Origin of the sequence: Candidatus Pseudomonas auctus, assembly GCF_048654275.1 — a bacterium.
Taxonomy (GTDB): Bacteria; Pseudomonadota; Gammaproteobacteria; order Pseudomonadales; family Pseudomonadaceae; genus Aquipseudomonas; species Aquipseudomonas pharyngis.
This window is the reverse complement of sequence record NZ_JBJYZK010000014.1, coordinates 24,114-41,288: the sequence shown is the minus strand read 5'-3', so window position 1 is coordinate 41,288 and position 17,175 is coordinate 24,114. Positions and strand designations below refer to the sequence as shown.

Below are 17,175 nucleotides of genomic sequence, written 5' to 3'. Positions count from 1 at the left end.
ATTACGCAGTCACCGCTGCGCCCTCTGGCTCAACCACCGCCACCATCCCGTCCTTCATCCGCTTCGCATCCCGCACAAAGCAGCGCGAGGCGAGGAACAGGAACACCATGGTCAGGAACAACGCCACCGGAATCAGGTACATCGCATCATGCAGCCCGACGGCCTTGAACGCCTCGGTCATCTGCTCGGCGCCCGCGGCGGCCATCGCCGACCTGGCGAAGTGATCCGACAAACCACCGACCACCACTGGCCCCAGACCGCCCCCCAGCAAATACAACCCGGCAAAGAACAGCGCCATCGCCGTGGCCCGCAGGCGCGGTTCAACCACGTCCTGAATCGCCGTGTACACACAGGTGTAGAAGTTGTAGGCGAACAGCCAGCCCACACTGAACACCGCGACGAACACCCCGATCTCGATGCGCCCGGCATGCAGCGCCCACGCCGTGCACAGGGTCGAGATGATCAGGCTGAACGCGGCAAACAGCAGTCGCCCGTTAGCCACCCGCTGGTGAATCTTGTCGGCGATCCAGCCACCGAGGGTCAGGCCGATCAATCCGGTCACACCGACGATCACCCCGGTCGCCACCGCCGCTTCCTGCAACGGCATCAGGAAATAACGCTGCAGCATCGGCACCAGGAATGAGTTGCAGGCGTAGGTCGCGAAGTTGAAGCACAGCCCGGCCATCACCAGCCACAGGAAGGTCGGTACGGCGAGGACGCGGCGGATCGGCTTGTCGACTTTCTCCTGCGACACCTGCACGGTTTCCGCCGCACCGCGCTTGGGTTCCTTGATGAAGAACATGAACACCGCCAGTACCAGCCCCGGCACGGCGGCGATGAAGAACGGCGCGCGCCAGCTGTCGAACGCCTTGACCATCCAGCCGATGGTGAAGAAGGCCAGCAGCAATCCGAGCGGCAGGCCGAGCATGAAGATGCCCATGGCCCGGGCCCGGCGATGGGCCGGGAACAGATCGCCGATCAGCGAGTTGGCGGCGGGCGCGTAACTGGCTTCACCAATGCCGATGCCCATGCGCACCAGCAGGAAACTCCAGAAACTGCCGACCAGACCGTTGACCGCCGTCAGCGCGCTCCAGGTCGCCAGGCCCCAGCCCATCAGTTTGCTGCGCGAACCGGTGTCGGCCAGGCGGCCCAGTGGTAATCCGGCAATCGCGTAAACCAGAGTGAACGCGGTGCCGACGATCCCCAGCTGAAAATCGCTGAGGTGCCATTCCATGCGGATCGGCTCGATGATGATCGCCGGGATGGTGCGATCGAAGAAGTTGAACAGGTTGGCAAGGAACAGCAGGAACAGAATGCGCCAGGCATTCGCCGCTTGGGTCGAGTTCTGCATGGGTCCGTCTCTTTATTGTTATTAGGGCTTCACTGCCAACGCATCGAGCCCGGAACCTGCAATCTAGTCACGCTCGTCGGGGCTGTCTGTGATCATTCGCAAGCCTGATGACGGGCCATGGCCGTGTAACGAAACGTAAGCCCTTGAAATGCTTCGAATCCCCCGAAAACCGGGGGTTTTGCAGAAAAATCCGGCAATGAAAAAATACTTTCACGCCCCCCTTCCCAACGCCGTGGCGAAGCCTAGAATGGCCGCCGGATCCGTCCGGATCCTGCCGATCAACCCCTTTGATATCCCGCCCATGTCCGAAGTCAGTCCGTGTCTGAATTGCGGTGCCTGCTGTTCCCATTTTCGTGTGTCATTTTTCTGGGGTGAATGCGCATCCTCCGGCGGGACCGTGCCCGATGAACTGGTCACCCAGATCACGCCCAGCCGGGTCGCGATGATCGGCACCGACCGCAAGGCGCCGCGCTGCACCGCGCTGGAGGGCGAAGTCGGAACAGCCGTGAGTTGCACGATCTACGACAAGCGTTCCAGCCCCTGCCGGGAGTTCGAAGCGTCGTGGGAAAACGGCGAACAGAATACCGACTGCGACAAGGCACGTGCCCGTTTCGGCCTGCCACCGCTGCAACCGCACTGGAACGAAGTCGCCTGAATTCAGGCGCTTCAACGCTTAGAGCCAATCGCTATGACGCTAATGCCGAAATCATTAGCGCCAATGTGCCACTACCGCTTGCACGGCAAAAACCGCCTCTATACTGCAAACATTCGCCTGCGTTGATGACGCAGTAAGGACGTATTCAGAGACGGGGCATGCTATGGAGTGGCTTGGTTTGCAATTTGTTGCCGAGCAGCCGGAGAGCGGGCAGGTCATCCTCAATTGCACACACAATCCCCTGTTGGTGCTGGTGGCCTATCTGGTTGCCTGCGCCGCGAGTTTTGCCACCCTCGACATGGCCGAACGGGTCGCCCACGCTGAAGAGCCCGGTTCGCAACGCCTGTGGCGCTGGATCGGCGCAACCTGCCTGGCCGGCGGCATCTGGGCGATGCACTTCATCAGCATGCTGGCGTTCCAGGCGCCGATCGACATCCAGTACGACCTGCCCGTGACCCTGTTTTCCCTGGTGATCGCGTTACTGGCGTCCTGGCTGGCGATGCACACCCTGAGCACGCCCCAACCGAACCTGCTGCAGTACCTCAAGACCGCCATCGTCATCGGCCTCGGCATCGCCGGCATGCATTACGTCGGCATGGCCGCCATCGAATCCGCCGCCACGGCCTACTACGAGCCCACCCTGTTCCTGTCGTCGATCGTGATCGCCATCGGCGCCAGCTTCGCGGCGTTGTGGGTTGCCGGCAACTTGCGCGAAGGCAGTGGCCTGCACATCCAGATGCTCAAATACCTGGCCGCGCTGATTCTCGGCGCCGGCATCCTCAGCATGCATTTCACCGGCATGGCGGCGCTGCAACTGGTGCTGCCCGAGGGGCAATTGCCGACCCTGGCGCCGCAATCCAGTCACCTGCAACTGGGTCTCACCGTCGCACTGATCACGTTGCTGATCCTGGGCAGCGCGATCAGCGCCGCGCTGGCCGACAAGAAGCTGCAGAACAAGGAACACGATCTGCGCCGGGTCAACGCCCTGCTCAGCCAGCTTGATCAGGCGCGCATGTCGCTGCAGCACGTGGCCAACTACGACGCCCTGACCAACCTGATCAACCGACGCGGTTTCAATCAGATCTTCGCCGAAAAACTCAGTCAGAAATCCAGCGAAGGCGGGATGCTGGCGGTGATGTTCCTCGACATCGACCACTTCAAACGCATCAACGACAGCCTCGGCCATGACGCCGGCGACGAACTGCTCAAGGTCATCGCCCAGCACATCAAGGGCTCGGTGCGCAGCCATGAAGACGTGGTGGCGCGATTCGGCGGCGACGAGTTCTGCATCCTCATCGGCCTGCGCGACCGCGAAGAAGCGCGCAATCTGGCCCAGCGCATCATGCTCAAGATGAAAGAACCGATCGAACTTGCCGGACGACGCATGGTGATGACCACCAGCATCGGCATCAGCCTGTTTCCCGAGGACGGCTCGACCTGCGATGAACTGCTCAAGCATGCGGATCTGGCGCTGTACCAATCCAAAGGCGCCGGGCGCAACGGCGTGCATTTTTTCGATTCCAACCTGAAAAACCGCGCCAGCTTCGAGCTGCAACTGGAGGAAGAACTGCGCCATGCCCTGCGCGGAGAGGACGGGTTGATGCTGTATTACCAGCCGATCTTCGAACTCAAGACCGGCAAGGTCACCAAGCTTGAAGCGCTGATCCGCTGGCAGCACCCGGTGCACGGCCTGCTCACCCCGGATCGCTTCATTGCCATCGCCGAAAACAACGGCCTGATTGCCGAGCTCGACAACTGGGTTCTGCGCAAGGCTTGTGAAGACCTCGGCGAACTGTCGCGCCATGGCTGTGAAGAGCTGAAGATCGCCTGGAACTGCTCACCGCTGAATCTGGCCCGGGAAGAGCTGGCCAATGAAATCGAGCACGCCTTGCGCAGCGCCGGGGTCGCCCCGGAACGGCTGGAACTGGAGGTCACCGAAAACGCCTTGATGGGCAACATCGCCAACACCCTGGTGCTGCTGCGGCAGATCCGCGCCCTCGGCGTGTCATTGTCGATCGACGACTTCGGCACCGGCTATTCGTCGCTGGCCTATCTCAAGCGCCTGCCGCTCAACACCCTGAAGGTCGACCGCTCGTTCATCCTCGATATTCCCAAAGCCACCGCCGACATGGAAATCGTCCAGGCGATCATCGTCATGGCGCACACCCTGCATTTGCAGGTGGTCACCGAAGGCGTCGAAAGCCTGGAGCAATACGAATTCCTCGAGCGCTCGGGCTGCGACTTCATTCAGGGCTACCTGCTCAGCCGTCCGGTGCCACTGGCCGAACTACGCCCGGTACTGGAGGAAATCAACCAGCGCAAACACGCGCGCACGCTCAATCCGCTGAGTCTGGCGCGCGGTACATTTGCACCAGTGTCGCTGGATCCTTCTGCAAAAAGCCTTGTGCCCCATGCAGGCGCATCAGTTGTGCGGCCAATCCGCTGATCGGTGTGGCCGAACCGGTTTCCCGGGAAAACTTAACCGCGGTATCCAGATCCTTGAGCAGCGTGCGCACGTGCCACTTCACCGGCTCGAAACGGCTTTCGGCCATTTGCGGGGCGAGGATCTGCAACGGTTTCGAATCGGCAAAACCACCGGCCAGCGCTTCGGCAATCAGGCTGGCATCGACCCCGGCCTGCTCGGCCAGCGCCACCACTTCGGCGATCACCAAAGCGTTGCAGGCGACGATCATCTGATTGCAGGCCTTGGTCACCTGACCGGCGCCGACGCCCCCCATGTGCGTGACGCGCTGCCCGAGTTCGAGCAGTACCGGTCGTACGCGATCAAGATCCGCTGCATCACCGCCCACCATGATCGCCAGGCTGCCGGCTTCGGCGCCGACCACCCCGCCGGACACCGGCGAATCGAGCCAGGCCATGCCTGTCTTGTCGGCCAGTTCGGCGGCCATTTCACGGGTGGCCGTCGGTTCGAGGCTGGAAAAATCCACCAGCAACTGACCGGGTTTCGCCCCCTCAGCCACGCCGGCCGGACCGAACACCACTTCGCGCACCACCGCCGTGTCGGCCAGGCACAGCATCACCACGTCAGCCTGCTCACAGAGTTCGGCGGGAGTCGCCACCTGCCGGGCGCCGGCCTCGACCAGCGGCGCGCACTTGGCCGGGTTGCGGTTCCACACGGTCAGCGGGTAACCGGCGGCCAGCAGACGGCGGCACATCGGCAGGCCCATCAGGCCGATTCCGGCAAAACCCAACGAAGGTCGCGTTGACATCATTTAGCCTCCTTTTGATTAAAGATCGCCGAATAATGGCCGATCCATCATCAATCAGGAAAGGATTCCCCCGCGCGGCACTCAGGTCATACCCCCTGACGCACGGGCCAAACACGCGCAAGAAAAAGACGCGAGATTCCCATTCCGTGAGGTTCGACGACAGCGGTCGTTGAACCAACCAGTCCAGGTAGATGGCGCTCAATGACTTCTAAAAACAATCCGGCCACTGCGGTATCCGATCTGACTCTGAGCCCTGCGGCGAACAGCCCTGCCCCGATGAAGCCATTGCCCCCCTCGCGCCCGCTGGGCACCCAGCAATACCTGTACTTCACCGAAACCAATACCGACCGCATCCTCGACAACCTCGATGGCCTGCGTGACCTGGTGTTCCCGCGCCCGCCGCACCTGGAAGGCGACAACGAACAGCACAACGATCAGGAATTCCCGTCGGTGTGCCTGATCGGCCTCGGTCGCTGCGGCTCCAACATCGCCCTCGACGTGGCGGAGCTGGTGTACAACGCGCGCAAGTTCTACCTCAACGAATTCAACAGCGAAGATCGCGCGGCTGACCGTCGCCTGGCCTCCGACAAAGGCTACAGCCCGGCCCAGTGGATCAAGCAGAACCTGCGGATCGGCCCGAACAAGTCGACCAAACCGGTGTTCCTGGTGGAGCCGCTGGTGATGCTCGGCGACCTCGACAAGGACATTGCCGGGCGTATCCGTTTCTCGCGCAAGGGCGAAAAAAGCGGTTTCCTGCGCGACTACAGCAAGATGAAGATCATGGACTTGTCCGAAGTCCACGCCGGTGGCGCCGGTAACGCGCCGATCCTCGGCCAGTACCTGGCGAAGATCATCCTCAACAAGGACACCCAGCGTTTCTCCAGCCCTGACTGGAAAATGATCCACTCGTACCTGATCGACAGCTGCGGCATCAAGGCCAACCAGTCGCGCCTGTATTTCTCGATCTTCAGTGCCGGCGGCGGTACCGGTTCGGGCATGGCCTCGGAATTCGGCCTGGCCCAGCAGCACTCGTACATGAACAAGACGTTCGACACCAAGCCGATGGACGAGCATGACGGCAAGAGCGGTCATTCCTTCGTGTTCGAACCGATCTTCACCAGCGGCATCTGCGTGCTGCCGAACATTTCCGACCACCGCAGCGAAATGTCCGAGGCGCTGCACATCAACGCCGGCCGCCTGCTGTGCAAATACCTCTCGGAAGAATGGGATTTCTCGTACAACTTCGCCAACGAAGACAGCAGCGAAGCCAGCGTCATGGGCCGTATCCGCCCATGGAACGCGATGATGCTGATTTCCAACGACATCATGCGTTACGCCGAAGAGAGCGATGACGGCAACATCCAGAACATTGATGTCAATGCGATGGAGAAGCACGCCAACCAATACATCTCGCAGCAGATCTTCAACATTCTGACGGCCCAGGCGGTCACGACCGACTACGACCAGAACTATTTCCGTCGCGCCGGCATCGACATCGGCGAGACCATTCGCCTGGACGCCAACGACCTGTTCATGAGTCTGGCCGGCCCGGTGGCGATTGCCTACGCCGAATCCGTGGTGCCGGAAACCCCGCCTCCGAGCAGCGACAAGTTCAAGGTGTTCGACAAAGAGCCGCAGCGCCTGAACATCGACGACCTGTTTTTCCGCTCGATCGACCTGCCGCACTTCAATAAAGTGACCCAGGCCATCGAAGGCATCAGCCTGCTGCCGATCGAGTCCAAGCGTTATCGCGCCTCGCTCGAGCAATACAAGAACTCCGGCTACGACGCGGCTGCGCTGCACGACCTGCACTTCTTCAAGAACTGCTCGTCGGTGGTCTCGATCGTTTCGCTGCCGAAAGACTACAAGCTGTCGTACATGGACCTGAACCGGTTGAAGACTCACCTCAACAGCCTGTTCCCCAACACCACGCTCAAACGCTACGCGCTGGTGATCGGCGCCTCGGCCAACCTGTCGCTGACCACCCTGATCGCCAAGAGCCCGTGCCTGTCGGACGACTTCCTGACGCTGATCGTGGCGTTCATCAAGCGTTGCTTTGCCAAGACGCCGTACCGTTTCGACGAGACCCTGGACAACTCGATCCTCGATTTCATCATTCAGGAAGAGTTCGATGAGGACCGCATCGACGACCTGCTCAACGAATTCGAGAACCCGGCGAAGATCCTCGATACCAACTGGTACGCGATCAAGCCGATGTACGAGAAGAAGTACCGCGAGTTGATCAACGACAAAGAGAAGTTCGTCTCGATCAATGACATTCGCCTGTCGCGCGATTGCGTGAAGAAGTCGATCAAGTACCTGCGCGAGATCTACCGTCACCGGATCGGCAAGACCAAGGTTATTTCCCTCAATAACCACACTGGCAAGTCTTACTCGGTCTGATCCAGACCCGAGTCGCCCCATTCGCGAGCAAGTCGAATCGTCGCACCGCCGCTCCCACATTTGGAATGCATTCCCCTGTGGGAGCGGGCTTGCTCGCGAAGAGGCCCGCTAATTCACTGAAGATTTCAGCCTTTCCAACATCCCGAAACAATTAAGCAGCCGTCAGGCTGCTCAATAAACTGTGCCCGTTACGTTTACGTCACCGTTATGCCACCCCCGCCTGTGGCATTTCTCTACGGCAATCGGCCATCACGCTACTCCGCTACACACTTTTTGCCGGTCAGCGCCCGCACCAACAAGGTGCAACCCGTCAGGTCGCTGCCCTTTCCTGGATCAGGATCCACGGCCGGACTACCACCGCCCACATCTCGGGATCACGCTCGAAGATATCCAGCGCCCGCGTTTCAGACAGCTTGGCGACCTTGTCTTCGGCCAGCCAGGCAGCGACTTTCTCGCCCTGATCCGATGCCACGGCCTCGGCGACCGCGATCAAATCCAGGCCGGCGTCGACCCACAATAGGGCACCCTGGGCATAGAAGCGCTCCAACTCTTTCCAGGTAATAGATGCGGTTTCACCAAGCAGCTTGGCATAGAGGGTGCTAGGTTCTTGATTCATGGGACTGTCCGGAAAAGAAATCGGCGCGAATGATAACGTCGGTGGTCCGGCAGAAAAACCCGGTTGCAAAAGGCCGTACCGAACGAAAAGAGCAGGAACGCCAAGGAATGCTGATGATTGGGGCATAAGCCCTCTGAACGTCCCGCCGCAATTCTGTCTTTTTCTTTCATTAAAGCGACACCCTCAGGTTTTGCCCCCTGGCGCCAGCTTCCCAGGCCAACAACCGGCGCTCTACACTGTACCGGTACAGTTGCCGGGGGCTTTTCCGGAGGGTATCGCCCAGATATCTGTCCCGGTTCTGCTGCTACGGCGTCAGGACTCTAAAAAAATACAACAGTAAGAGTGGAGCACTATGACTAAGGCTACTAAGCAGATTTCCAAACTGTTTGCCGCTATGGTTCTGGCCGGGGTTGCCAGCCATTCGTTCGCAGCTGACACCATCAAGATCGGTATCGCCGGCCCTAAAACCGGTCCAGTAGCCCAGTACGGCGACATGCAGTTCAGTGGCGCGAAAATGGCCATCGAGCAGATCAACGCCAAGGGCGGCGTCGACGGCAAGAAGCTCGAAGCCGTTGAATACGATGACGCCTGCGATCCCAAACAAGCGGTAGCGGTCGCGAACAAGGTCGTCAACGACGGCGTCAAATTCGTGGTCGGTCACCTGTGCTCCAGCTCCACCCAGCCTGCTTCGGACATCTACGAAGACGAAGGCGTGATCATGATCACCCCGGCTGCCACCAGCCCGGACATCACCAACCGTGGTTACAAAATGGTCTTCCGCACCATCGGTCTGGACAGCGCCCAGGGCCCTGCCGCCGGTAACTACATTGCCGATCACGTGAAACCGAAAATCGTCGGCGTGCTGCACGACAAGCAGCAGTACGGTGAAGGCATCGCCACCGCCGTCAAATCCACCCTCGAGAAGAAAGGCACCAAGGTTGCCGTGTTCGAAGGCGTCAACGCCGGCGACAAGGACTTCTCCGCGATCATCGCCAAGCTCAAGCAAGCCAACGTCGACTTCGTCTACTACGGCGGCTACCACCCGGAGCTGGGCCTGATCCTGCGTCAAGCCCAGGAAAAAGGCCTGAAAGCCAAATTCATGGGTCCGGAAGGCGTGGGTAACGACTCGATCACCCAGATCGCCAAGGACGCGTCCGAAGGCCTGCTGGTGACCCTGCCGAAATCCTTCGACCAGGATCCGGCCAACGTGGCCCTGGCCGATGCATTCAAGGCCAAGAAAGAAGACCCGAGCGGTCCGTTCGTGTTCCCGTCCTACTCGGCCGTTGAAGTGATTGCCGAAGGTATCAAGGCTGCCAAGTCCGAAGATGCTGCCAAGGTGGCTGAAGCCATCCACAAAGGCACCTTCAAGACACCTACCGGCGACCTGAGCTTCGACGACAAGGGCGACCTGAAGGACTTCAAATTCGTGGTTTACGAGTGGCACAACGGCAAACCTAAAACCGAAGTGTCGCCTCAGTAAGGCGCTGCCTGACTGACTGCCAATAAAGCCCACGGCGTGCCGTGGGCTTTGTTTTACGAATGTATTGGGCCGCGCTGGCGTGATCCGCCAGTCTCCCCACCTGAAAATCTCAAAACCGTCATCAGCGGTTCGCTGGCAAAACCCGGATTCGAAGTGGATATAGATCCACGGGACCGGGCGGGAAAATGACTCCACCAGTGAAATGCGTATCAGGTTTTTAGGAGCGCTGTAATGCCTGACATCTATCACTTCTTCCAACAGCTGGTTAACGGCTTGAACGTTGGCAGCATGTATGCCCTGATCGCCATCGGCTACACGATGGTCTACGGCATCATTGGAATGATCAACTTCGCCCACGGCGAGGTGTACATGATCGGTTCCTACGTGGCGTTCATCGCCATCGCCGGGCTGACCATGATGGGACTCGAAAGCGTCCCGCTGCTGATGACCGTGGCGTTCATCGCCAGCATCGTCGTCACCAGTTCCTACGGTTACAGCATCGAACGCATTGCCTACCGCCCGTTGCGCGGTAGCAACCGTCTGATCCCGCTGATTTCCGCGATCGGTATGTCGATCTTCCTGCAGAACACGGTTCTGCTGGCGCAAGACTCCAAGGACAAAGCAATCCCCAACCTGATTCCGGGCAACTTCGCCTTCGGCCCGGGTGGCGCACATGAAGTGCTGATTTCCTACATGCAAATCGTGGTGTTCGTGGTGACCCTGATCGCCATGCTCGGCCTCACGCTGTTCATCTCCCGCTCTCGCCTGGGCCGCGCGTGCCGCGCCTGTGCCGAAGATATCAAGATGGCCAACCTGCTGGGCATCAACACCAACAACATCATCGCCCTGACCTTCGTCATCGGTGCTGCGCTGGCGGCCGTCGCGGCCGTGCTGCTGAGCATGCAATACGGCGTGATCAACCCGAACGCCGGTTTCCTCGTCGGCCTCAAGGCCTTCACCGCCGCGGTACTGGGCGGGATCGGCAGCATCCCCGGCGCGATGCTCGGCGGGCTGGTGCTCGGGGTAGCGGAAGCCTTTGGCGCCGATATCTTCGGCGACCAGTACAAGGACGTCGTGGCTTTCGGCTTGTTGGTTCTGGTGCTGTTGTTCCGTCCGACCGGCATTCTGGGCCGTCCGGAGGTTGAGAAAGTATGACTAGGAATCTTAAACAGGCGCTGTTCAGCGCCTTGCTGGTCTGGGCCGTGGCCTATCCGGTACTGGGTCTGAAACTGACCATCGTCGGCATCAACCTGGAAGTGCACAACACCAGCCCGGCCATTCTGGCGACCATCGCCATCTGCTCGGTGCTGATGTTCCTGCGGGTGCTGTTCAACCAGCAGATCAGCAAGGCGTGGCGTTCGTCGCCGGGCATGCCGCTGATCCCGGCCAAGGCCAGCAACTTCCTGACCCTGCCTTCCACCCAGCGCTACTTCATCATCGCGCTGATCATCGGTGCGCTGGTGTGGCCGTTCTTCGGCTCCCGTGGCGCGGTGGACATCGCGACGCTGATCCTGATCTACGTGATGCTCGGCCTGGGCCTGAACATCGTGGTCGGTCTGGCCGGTCTGCTCGACCTGGGTTACGTCGGTTTCTACGCCGTCGGCGCCTACAGCTACGCGCTGCTGTCGCACTACTACGGCCTGAGCTTCTGGATCTGCCTGCCGATTGCCGGCCTGATGGCGGCGACGTTCGGCTTCCTGCTCGGCTTCCCGGTGTTGCGTCTGCGCGGCGACTACCTGGCGATCGTGACCCTGGGCTTCGGGGAAATCATTCGCCTGTTCCTGCGTAACCTGACCGACATCACCGGCGGCCCGAACGGCATCAGCAACATCGAGAAACCGACGTTCTTCGGCCTGACCTTCGAACGCAAGGCTGCGGAAGGCCTGCAAACCTTCCATGAGTATTTCGGCCTGCAATACAACTCGATCAACAAGGTGATCTTCCTCTACCTGGTCGCCCTGCTGCTGGCGCTGGCGGCGCTGTTCATCATCAACCGCCTGCTGCGCATGCCGATCGGCCGTGCGTGGGAAGCACTGCGTGAAGATGAAATCGCCTGCCGCGCGCTGGGTCTCAACCCGACCGTGATCAAGCTCTCGGCGTTTACCCTGGGCGCGAGCTTCGCCGGTTTCGCCGGCAGCTTCTTCGCCGCCCGTCAGGGTCTGGTGACGCCGGAATCGTTCACCTTCATCGAGTCCGCCATCATCCTCGCCATCGTGGTGCTGGGTGGCATGGGCTCGCAGTTGGGCGTGATTCTCGCGGCCGTGGTGATGATCCTGCTGCCGGAAATGATGCGTGAGTTCAGTGAGTACCGCATGTTGATGTTCGGCGCCCTGATGGTGCTGATGATGATCTGGCGACCTCAAGGTCTGCTGCCCATGCAACGTCCTCACATGGAGCTGCGCAAATGAGCCGCGAGATCCTGAAAGTCGAAAATCTGAGCATGCGCTTCGGCGGCCTGCTGGCGGTCAACGGCGTGGCCCTGACCGTCAAAGAGAAACAGGTGGTTGCACTGATCGGGCCGAACGGCGCGGGCAAGACCACCGTGTTCAACTGCCTGACCGGTTTCTACCAGCCATCGGGCGGCAGCATCCTGCTGGACGGCGAGCCGATCCACGGCCTGCCGGGCCACAAGATCGCCCTCAAAGGCGTGGTGCGCACCTTCCAGAACGTGCGCCTGTTTAAGGACATGACGGCGGTCGAGAACCTGTTGATCGCCCAGCACCGTCACCTGAACACCAACTTCCTGTCCGGCCTGTTCAAGACCCCGGCGTTTCGCAAGAGCGAGCGCGAGGCCATGGAGTTCGCCGAGTACTGGCTGGAAAAGGTCAACCTCAAAGAGTTCGCCAACCGCCCTGCCGGCACCCTGGCTTACGGTCAGCAGCGTCGCCTGGAAATCGCCCGCTGCATGATGACCCGTCCGCGGATCCTCATGCTCGACGAACCGGCCGCCGGTCTGAACCCGAAGGAAACCGAAGACCTCAAGGCGCTGATCAGCGTGCTGCGTGAAGAGCACAACGTGACCGTGCTGCTGATCGAACACGACATGAAACTGGTCATGAGCATTTCCGACCACATCGTCGTGATCAACCAGGGCACGCCCCTGGCCGACGGCACGCCGGAGCAGATCCGCGACAATCCTGAAGTGATCAAAGCCTACCTGGGGGAAGCGTAAATGCTGCAGTTCGAAAACGTTTCCACCTTCTACGGCAAGATCCAGGCGCTGCACAGCGTCAACGTCGAAGTCCGCCAGGGCGAGATCGTGACCCTGATCGGCGCCAACGGTGCCGGCAAGTCCACGCTGCTGATGACGCTCTGCGGTTCGCCGCAGGCCCACAGCGGCAGCATCCGCTACATGGGTGAGGAACTGGTCGGCCAGGACTCGTCGCAGATCATGCGCAAGAGCATTGCCGTGGTGCCGGAAGGCCGTCGAGTGTTTGCCCGTCTGACCGTCGAAGAAAACCTGTCCATGGGCGGATTCTTCACCGACAAGGGCGACTATCAGGAACAGATGGACAAGGTTCTCGGACTTTTCCCACGCCTGAAAGAACGCTTCAACCAGCGCGGCGGCACCATGTCCGGCGGCGAACAGCAAATGCTCGCCATCGGCCGTGCGCTGATGAGCAAGCCGAAACTGCTGCTGCTCGACGAGCCGTCGCTGGGCCTGGCACCGATCATCATCCAGCAGATCTTCGACATCATCGAACAGCTGCGCAAGGACGGTGTGACGGTGTTCCTGGTCGAACAGAACGCCAACCAGGCGCTGAAAATCGCCGACCGCGCCTACGTTCTGGAGAACGGCCGGGTGGTGATGCAAGGCACTGGTGAAGCGCTGCTGACCGACCCGAAAGTGCGCGAGGCGTACCTCGGCGGTTGATCGATCGCTTCAAAAAAAACGGCCTTCGGGCCGTTTTTTTTGTGCCCGGCAAAAAAACTTTTACTGATCGCTGTAACGCATCGCCGAGTCGTTTCTCTAGTGGGGCAAGCAAGCGCAATCGCTTGTTCAAACCCAAGTTCAAACCGGAGAAACATCATGACTGCTACCACCCGCACCCTGTCCGCCACCGCCCTGGTTCTGGCCCTCGGTTCCGCCCTGAGCATCGCTGCCGTCTCCACCGCCCACGCCGCTGACGACAACATGGAAAAATGCTTCGGCGTGGCCATGAAAGGCAAGAACGATTGCGCCGCAGGCGCGGGCACCACCTGTGCCGGCACCGCGAAAATGGATTATCAGGCCAACGCCTGGAAGCTGGTTCCGAAAGGCACCTGCACCACCACCGAAAGCAAAACCTCGCCGACCGGTTTCGGTCAGCTCGAAGCGTTCAAAGCCAAGTCCTGATCCGGGAGCCGCCCGAGTGTCGATCATGATCACATCCTGCGACCATGCCTTGCGCCGCACTCGGGCAGCCCTCACCGGGCTCCCGTCCCGTGCCGGGCTGGGGCTCAAGAGCGAGCACTTCAGCGAAGTGCTCGACTCACGTCCGGACATCGGTTTCTTCGAAGTCCACGCCGAAAACTACATGGTGGCCGGCGGACCGTTTCACCACTTTCTGGGTTTGATCCGCGAGGCGTATCCGCTGTCGCTGCATGGGGTCGGGCTGTCCATCGGTGCCGAAGGCCCGCTGGATGTCCAGCACCTCAAACGCCTGGCGGCGCTGATCGAGCGCTATCAACCCCACTCCTTTTCCGAACACCTGGCCTGGTCGAGCCATGGACCGGTGTTTCTCAATGACTTGTTGCCCCTGGCCTACGACACGCCGACGCTGAACCGCGTCTGCGACCACATCGACCAGGTACAAAGCACCCTCAAACGTCCGATGCTGCTGGAAAACCCGGCGACCTACCTGGCATTCGAGCGCTCGACCATCGACGAAGCGGACTTCATCCGCGAAGTCATCCAGCGCACTGGCTGCGGTCTGTTGCTGGACGTGAACAATGTCTACGTCTCATGCATCAACCATCAGCGCGATCCCCTGACTTACCTCGATGCCCTGCCGCTGCATGCAGTGAGCGAAATTCATCTGGCGGGGTTTGCCGAAGATGCCGACAGCCTCGGTGATCGCTTGCTGATCGACGATCACGGCGCGCCGATCGATCAAGCGGTCTGGTCGCTGTACCGGCTAGCGCTGGAACGTGTCGGCCCGGTGGCGACGCTGATCGAACGGGACAATCAGGTGCCGGCCTTCAAGGTGCTGTTGGCGGAAGCGCAGCAGGCCGACGAGCTGTTGCTGTTCGCGGGAGGTCGGCCATGAGCACTCAAGCCGCGTTCAGCGCAGCGTTGCTCGATACCGACCTGCCCTGCCCCGACGGTTTGTGCAGCGCCAACGGCGCCGATCCAGCCAGCCGTTTCGCGGTGTACCGCAACAATGTTCAGAGCTCGTTGATCAACGCACTGGCCGACAGCTATCCCGTGGTGATGCAGTTGGTGGGTGACGAATTCTTTCGGGCCATGGTCGGAGTTTTCGTGCAAAGCCATCCGCCACACAGTCCGTTGATGAGTGACTACGGCAGTGAGCTGGCGGATTTCATCAGCGGCTTCGAACCAGCCTCGAGCGTTCCTTACCTGGCCGATGTCGCGCGACTGGAACGCCTGCGTACGCTGGCCTATCACGCGGCCGATGCGTTGCCTCTGAGTCAGGAGCGGATCGCGGCCGTATTCGCAGACGCCGATGCGCTGAATGAACTGCGCATCGGCCTGCACCCTTCGCTGCATCTGCTCGATTCAAACTTCGCCGTGGTGGACATCTGGGCCGCGCATCAGCACGACGCGACCCTGGCCGGGATCGATCTCAACCACGCCCAACACGCGCTGATCCTGCGCAATGAACTGGAGGTCGAGGTGTTCGCCGTGGATCGCGGCGCCAGTCAATTTATTCGCCAGCTCAAGACCGGCCTGTCACTGACCCAGGCGCTGGAATCCGCCGAGGCCTTCGACCTCAGCCAGACCCTCGCCCTGCTGATCAGTCGCCAAGTCATCACTCATTTCCATCCAAAGGTGTCGTCATGAACAGCCTCATTGTCCGCGCCATCGCGCTGCTGGAAAAAATCCCTCACAGCCTGATCGCCTTCATCGCGCGTTTTTCCATCGCAGCGGTGTTCTGGAAATCCGGGCAGACCAAGGTCGAAGGGCTGGCCGTCGACCTGATCGATGGCACCTTCGAGTTCGGCTGGCCGCGTCTGGCCGACTCGACGATTCCACTGTTCAAGAGCGAATACCACGTGCCGCTGCTGTCGCCGGAAATCGCCGCGCACCTGGCAGCGTTCGCCGAACACTTTTTCCCGATCCTGATCCTCATCGGCTTCGCCACGCGCTTTTCGGCGCTGGCGTTGCTGGGCATGACCCTGACCATTCAACTGTTCGTGTATCCGGATGCCTACCCGACCCACGGCACCTGGATGGCGGTGTTGCTGTACCTGATGGCCACCGGGCCGGGAAAAGTGTCGATCGATCACCTGATCGCCCGGCACTACAACCGGTCCAGCGCTTCGCCGCTGAGTTTGAACCAGCCGATCAGGTAATCCGCCAGTACCTGAGTGCGTTTCGGTAGCCCGCCCTGATACGGATGCACCAGATACATCGGCATGCGGCGGGTCTGAAAATCGCGAAGGAGCCAGCGCAATCGGCCGTCAGCCAGTTCCGCCTGCAACAGGTAGGACGGCAGGCGAGCGATCCCGGCGCCGGCCAATGCGGCTTTCTTCAACAGGTTGTAGTGATTGCTGGCGAACGGTCCCGACACCCGCACCCGCAGCAGTTCGTGCTGTTGGTGATAGAGCCATTCCTCGCGACCGCTGTAATGACTGTTGAGCAGACAACGGTGCTCGGCCAATGCCTGCGGTGTCAGCGGTTCGCCAAAGCGCTCCAGATAGTCAGGGCTGGCGCAGGTCATTTCCTGCCAGGCCAGCAGCGGCTTGGCCACCAGTCGCTCATCATTGGCGACTTCAGTGCGGATCGCCAGATCGAAGCCGTCGCGGGACAGGTCGCGGTAGCTGTTGTTCAGCTCCAGTTCGATCTGCACCTCGGGGTATTTCTGCGAGAAATCCAGCAACAGGCCATCGAAGAAGGTTTCTCCCAGCGACACCGGAACGGTCATACGCACCGGGCCGGCCATGTCGTCCTTCAATCGCGCCAATGCCTGACGCGCTCTTTCAACCTGGACGACAAGCGCCTGAGCCTGTGGCAACAATGCCGCACCGGCCGCCGTGAGGCTCAGCCGACGCGTGGTGCGTTGCAGCAACACCACGGAAAACCGCGCCTCCAGCTGACTGATGCGCTTGGACAACTGTCCCTTGCTGCACCCCAGTTGCTGCGCCGCCAGGGTAAAGCTGCCGGCCTCGATCAACACCGCGAACGCCGCCAGATCATCCATCTCGCTCATGGATTGTTTCCAATTGAAAACCAAAGGTTGCCCATTAGTGCGCTTATCCGCAGAAAAAACCACTCTA

16 protein-coding genes are annotated in these 17,175 nt (G+C 60.5%); 12 read left to right on the top strand and 4 right to left on the bottom strand.

Annotation, left to right across the window (positions count from 1 at the left end; translation table 11 throughout):
• Window position 1: 1 nt before the first annotated feature.
• Window positions 2–1,351 (bottom strand): spinster family MFS transporter, encoded by a 1,350-nt coding sequence (locus tag ACKUG4_RS22455; protein WP_445434857.1) that lies wholly within the window; start codon window positions 1,349–1,351, stop codon window positions 2–4.
• A 301-nt stretch (window positions 1,352–1,652) separates the two neighbouring features.
• Between ACKUG4_RS22455 and ACKUG4_RS22450 the strand changes: the two genes are divergently transcribed.
• Entirely contained in the window at window positions 1,653–2,006 is a 354-nt protein-coding gene (locus tag ACKUG4_RS22450) for a YkgJ family cysteine cluster protein (RefSeq protein ID WP_039771496.1), read from the top strand.
• A 163-nt stretch (window positions 2,007–2,169) separates the two neighbouring features.
• Entirely contained in the window at window positions 2,170–4,452 is a 2,283-nt protein-coding gene (locus tag ACKUG4_RS22445) for a putative bifunctional diguanylate cyclase/phosphodiesterase (protein WP_445434856.1), read from the top strand.
• Here ACKUG4_RS22445 and ACKUG4_RS22440 read toward each other — a convergent pair.
• A complete protein-coding gene (locus ACKUG4_RS22440; RefSeq protein ID WP_163974132.1) occupies window positions 4,343–5,239 on the bottom strand; it encodes an NAD(P)-dependent oxidoreductase in 897 nt (298 codons plus the stop codon). The two genes, ACKUG4_RS22445 and ACKUG4_RS22440, sit on opposite strands and share 110 nt — an antisense overlap.
• 198 nt (window positions 5,240–5,437) lie before the next feature.
• On the opposite strand from ACKUG4_RS22440, the gene ACKUG4_RS22435 reads away from it, so the two are divergent.
• Complete coding sequence (locus ACKUG4_RS22435; RefSeq protein ID WP_039771398.1) at window positions 5,438–7,639, top strand: hypothetical protein; 2,202 nt, start codon at window positions 5,438–5,440, stop codon at window positions 7,637–7,639.
• Between the two features lie 310 nt (window positions 7,640–7,949).
• Here the strand turns inward: ACKUG4_RS22435 and ACKUG4_RS22430 are convergent, their stop codons facing one another.
• Window positions 7,950–8,255 carry a DUF2288 domain-containing protein gene (locus tag ACKUG4_RS22430; protein ID WP_039771396.1) on the bottom strand — a complete coding sequence of 102 codons (306 nt, stop codon included), beginning with the start codon at window positions 8,253–8,255 and terminating at the stop codon, window positions 7,950–7,952.
• Between the two features lie 352 nt (window positions 8,256–8,607).
• On the opposite strand from ACKUG4_RS22430, the gene ACKUG4_RS22425 reads away from it, so the two are divergent.
• The 9 genes from ACKUG4_RS22425 (at window position 8,608) to ACKUG4_RS22385 (ending at window position 16,251) form a co-directional block, all read left to right on the top strand.
• Entirely contained in the window at window positions 8,608–9,735 is a 1,128-nt protein-coding gene (locus ACKUG4_RS22425) for a branched-chain amino acid ABC transporter substrate-binding protein (protein ID WP_039771394.1), read from the top strand.
• Between the two features lie 231 nt (window positions 9,736–9,966).
• Window positions 9,967–10,890, top strand: coding sequence for a high-affinity branched-chain amino acid ABC transporter permease LivH (gene livH, locus ACKUG4_RS22420; RefSeq protein ID WP_007959165.1), 924 nt, complete (start codon window positions 9,967–9,969; stop codon window positions 10,888–10,890).
• Window positions 10,887–12,143: a high-affinity branched-chain amino acid ABC transporter permease LivM gene (locus ACKUG4_RS22415; RefSeq protein ID WP_039771392.1), complete on the top strand. Its 1,257-nt coding sequence runs from the start codon at window positions 10,887–10,889 to the stop codon at window positions 12,141–12,143. Before livH ends, ACKUG4_RS22415 begins: the two co-directional genes overlap by 4 nt.
• Window positions 12,140–12,907, top strand: a complete 768-nt coding sequence (livG, locus tag ACKUG4_RS22410) for a high-affinity branched-chain amino acid ABC transporter ATP-binding protein LivG (protein WP_007959160.1) — start codon at window positions 12,140–12,142, stop codon at window positions 12,905–12,907. Before ACKUG4_RS22415 ends, livG begins: the two co-directional genes overlap by 4 nt.
• Window positions 12,908–13,609 carry an ABC transporter ATP-binding protein gene (locus tag ACKUG4_RS22405; protein ID WP_003222380.1) on the top strand — a complete coding sequence of 234 codons (702 nt, stop codon included), beginning with the start codon at window positions 12,908–12,910 and terminating at the stop codon, window positions 13,607–13,609.
• 156 nt (window positions 13,610–13,765) lie between these two features.
• Window positions 13,766–14,071 carry a BufA1 family periplasmic bufferin-type metallophore gene (locus tag ACKUG4_RS22400; RefSeq protein ID WP_445434855.1) on the top strand — a complete coding sequence of 102 codons (306 nt, stop codon included), beginning with the start codon at window positions 13,766–13,768 and terminating at the stop codon, window positions 14,069–14,071.
• Window positions 14,072–14,096: 25 nt separating this feature from the next.
• A complete protein-coding gene (gene bufB, locus ACKUG4_RS22395) occupies window positions 14,097–14,984 on the top strand; it encodes an MNIO family bufferin maturase (RefSeq protein ID WP_445434854.1) in 888 nt (295 codons plus the stop codon).
• On the top strand, window positions 14,981–15,739 hold the full coding sequence (locus ACKUG4_RS22390; protein ID WP_445434853.1) for an HvfC/BufC N-terminal domain-containing protein: 759 nt from the start codon (window positions 14,981–14,983) through the stop codon (window positions 15,737–15,739). Before bufB ends, ACKUG4_RS22390 begins: the two co-directional genes overlap by 4 nt.
• Window positions 15,736–16,251 (top strand): DoxX family protein, encoded by a 516-nt coding sequence (locus tag ACKUG4_RS22385; protein ID WP_064593953.1) that lies wholly within the window; start codon window positions 15,736–15,738, stop codon window positions 16,249–16,251. Before ACKUG4_RS22390 ends, ACKUG4_RS22385 begins: the two co-directional genes overlap by 4 nt.
• Here ACKUG4_RS22385 and ACKUG4_RS22380 read toward each other — a convergent pair.
• Window positions 16,200–17,108 carry a LysR family transcriptional regulator gene (locus tag ACKUG4_RS22380; protein ID WP_375745773.1) on the bottom strand — a complete coding sequence of 303 codons (909 nt, stop codon included), beginning with the start codon at window positions 17,106–17,108 and terminating at the stop codon, window positions 16,200–16,202. The genes ACKUG4_RS22385 and ACKUG4_RS22380 overlap by 52 nt on opposite strands.
• Window positions 17,109–17,175: the final 67 nt, after the last annotated feature.

Bases quoted from the DNA above. Each gene is read 5' to 3' on its own strand.
- ACKUG4_RS22455 (WP_445434857.1), bottom strand. From the start codon at position 1,351: ATGCAGAACTCGACCCAAGCGGCGAATGCCTGGCGCATTCTGTTCCTG.
- ACKUG4_RS22380 (WP_375745773.1), bottom strand. From the start codon at position 17,108: ATGAGCGAGATGGATGATCTGGCGGCGTTCGCGGTGTTGATCGAGGCC.
- ACKUG4_RS22425 (WP_039771394.1), top strand. From the start codon at position 8,608: ATGACTAAGGCTACTAAGCAGATTTCCAAACTGTTTGCCGCTATGGTT.
- ACKUG4_RS22450 (WP_039771496.1), top strand. From the start codon at position 1,653: ATGTCCGAAGTCAGTCCGTGTCTGAATTGCGGTGCCTGCTGTTCCCAT.
- ACKUG4_RS22435 (WP_039771398.1), top strand. From the start codon at position 5,438: ATGACTTCTAAAAACAATCCGGCCACTGCGGTATCCGATCTGACTCTG.
- ACKUG4_RS22440 (WP_163974132.1), bottom strand. From the start codon at position 5,239: ATGATGTCAACGCGACCTTCGTTGGGTTTTGCCGGAATCGGCCTGATG.
- ACKUG4_RS22445 (WP_445434856.1), top strand. From the start codon at position 2,170: ATGGAGTGGCTTGGTTTGCAATTTGTTGCCGAGCAGCCGGAGAGCGGG.
- livG (WP_007959160.1), top strand. From the start codon at position 12,140: ATGAGCCGCGAGATCCTGAAAGTCGAAAATCTGAGCATGCGCTTCGGC.
- ACKUG4_RS22405 (WP_003222380.1), top strand. From the start codon at position 12,908: ATGCTGCAGTTCGAAAACGTTTCCACCTTCTACGGCAAGATCCAGGCG.
- ACKUG4_RS22390 (WP_445434853.1), top strand. From the start codon at position 14,981: ATGAGCACTCAAGCCGCGTTCAGCGCAGCGTTGCTCGATACCGACCTG.
- ACKUG4_RS22415 (WP_039771392.1), top strand. From the start codon at position 10,887: ATGACTAGGAATCTTAAACAGGCGCTGTTCAGCGCCTTGCTGGTCTGG.
- ACKUG4_RS22400 (WP_445434855.1), top strand. From the start codon at position 13,766: ATGACTGCTACCACCCGCACCCTGTCCGCCACCGCCCTGGTTCTGGCC.
- livH (WP_007959165.1), top strand. From the start codon at position 9,967: ATGCCTGACATCTATCACTTCTTCCAACAGCTGGTTAACGGCTTGAAC.
- bufB (WP_445434854.1), top strand. From the start codon at position 14,097: ATGATCACATCCTGCGACCATGCCTTGCGCCGCACTCGGGCAGCCCTC.
- ACKUG4_RS22385 (WP_064593953.1), top strand. From the start codon at position 15,736: ATGAACAGCCTCATTGTCCGCGCCATCGCGCTGCTGGAAAAAATCCCT.
- ACKUG4_RS22430 (WP_039771396.1), bottom strand. From the start codon at position 8,255: ATGAATCAAGAACCTAGCACCCTCTATGCCAAGCTGCTTGGTGAAACC.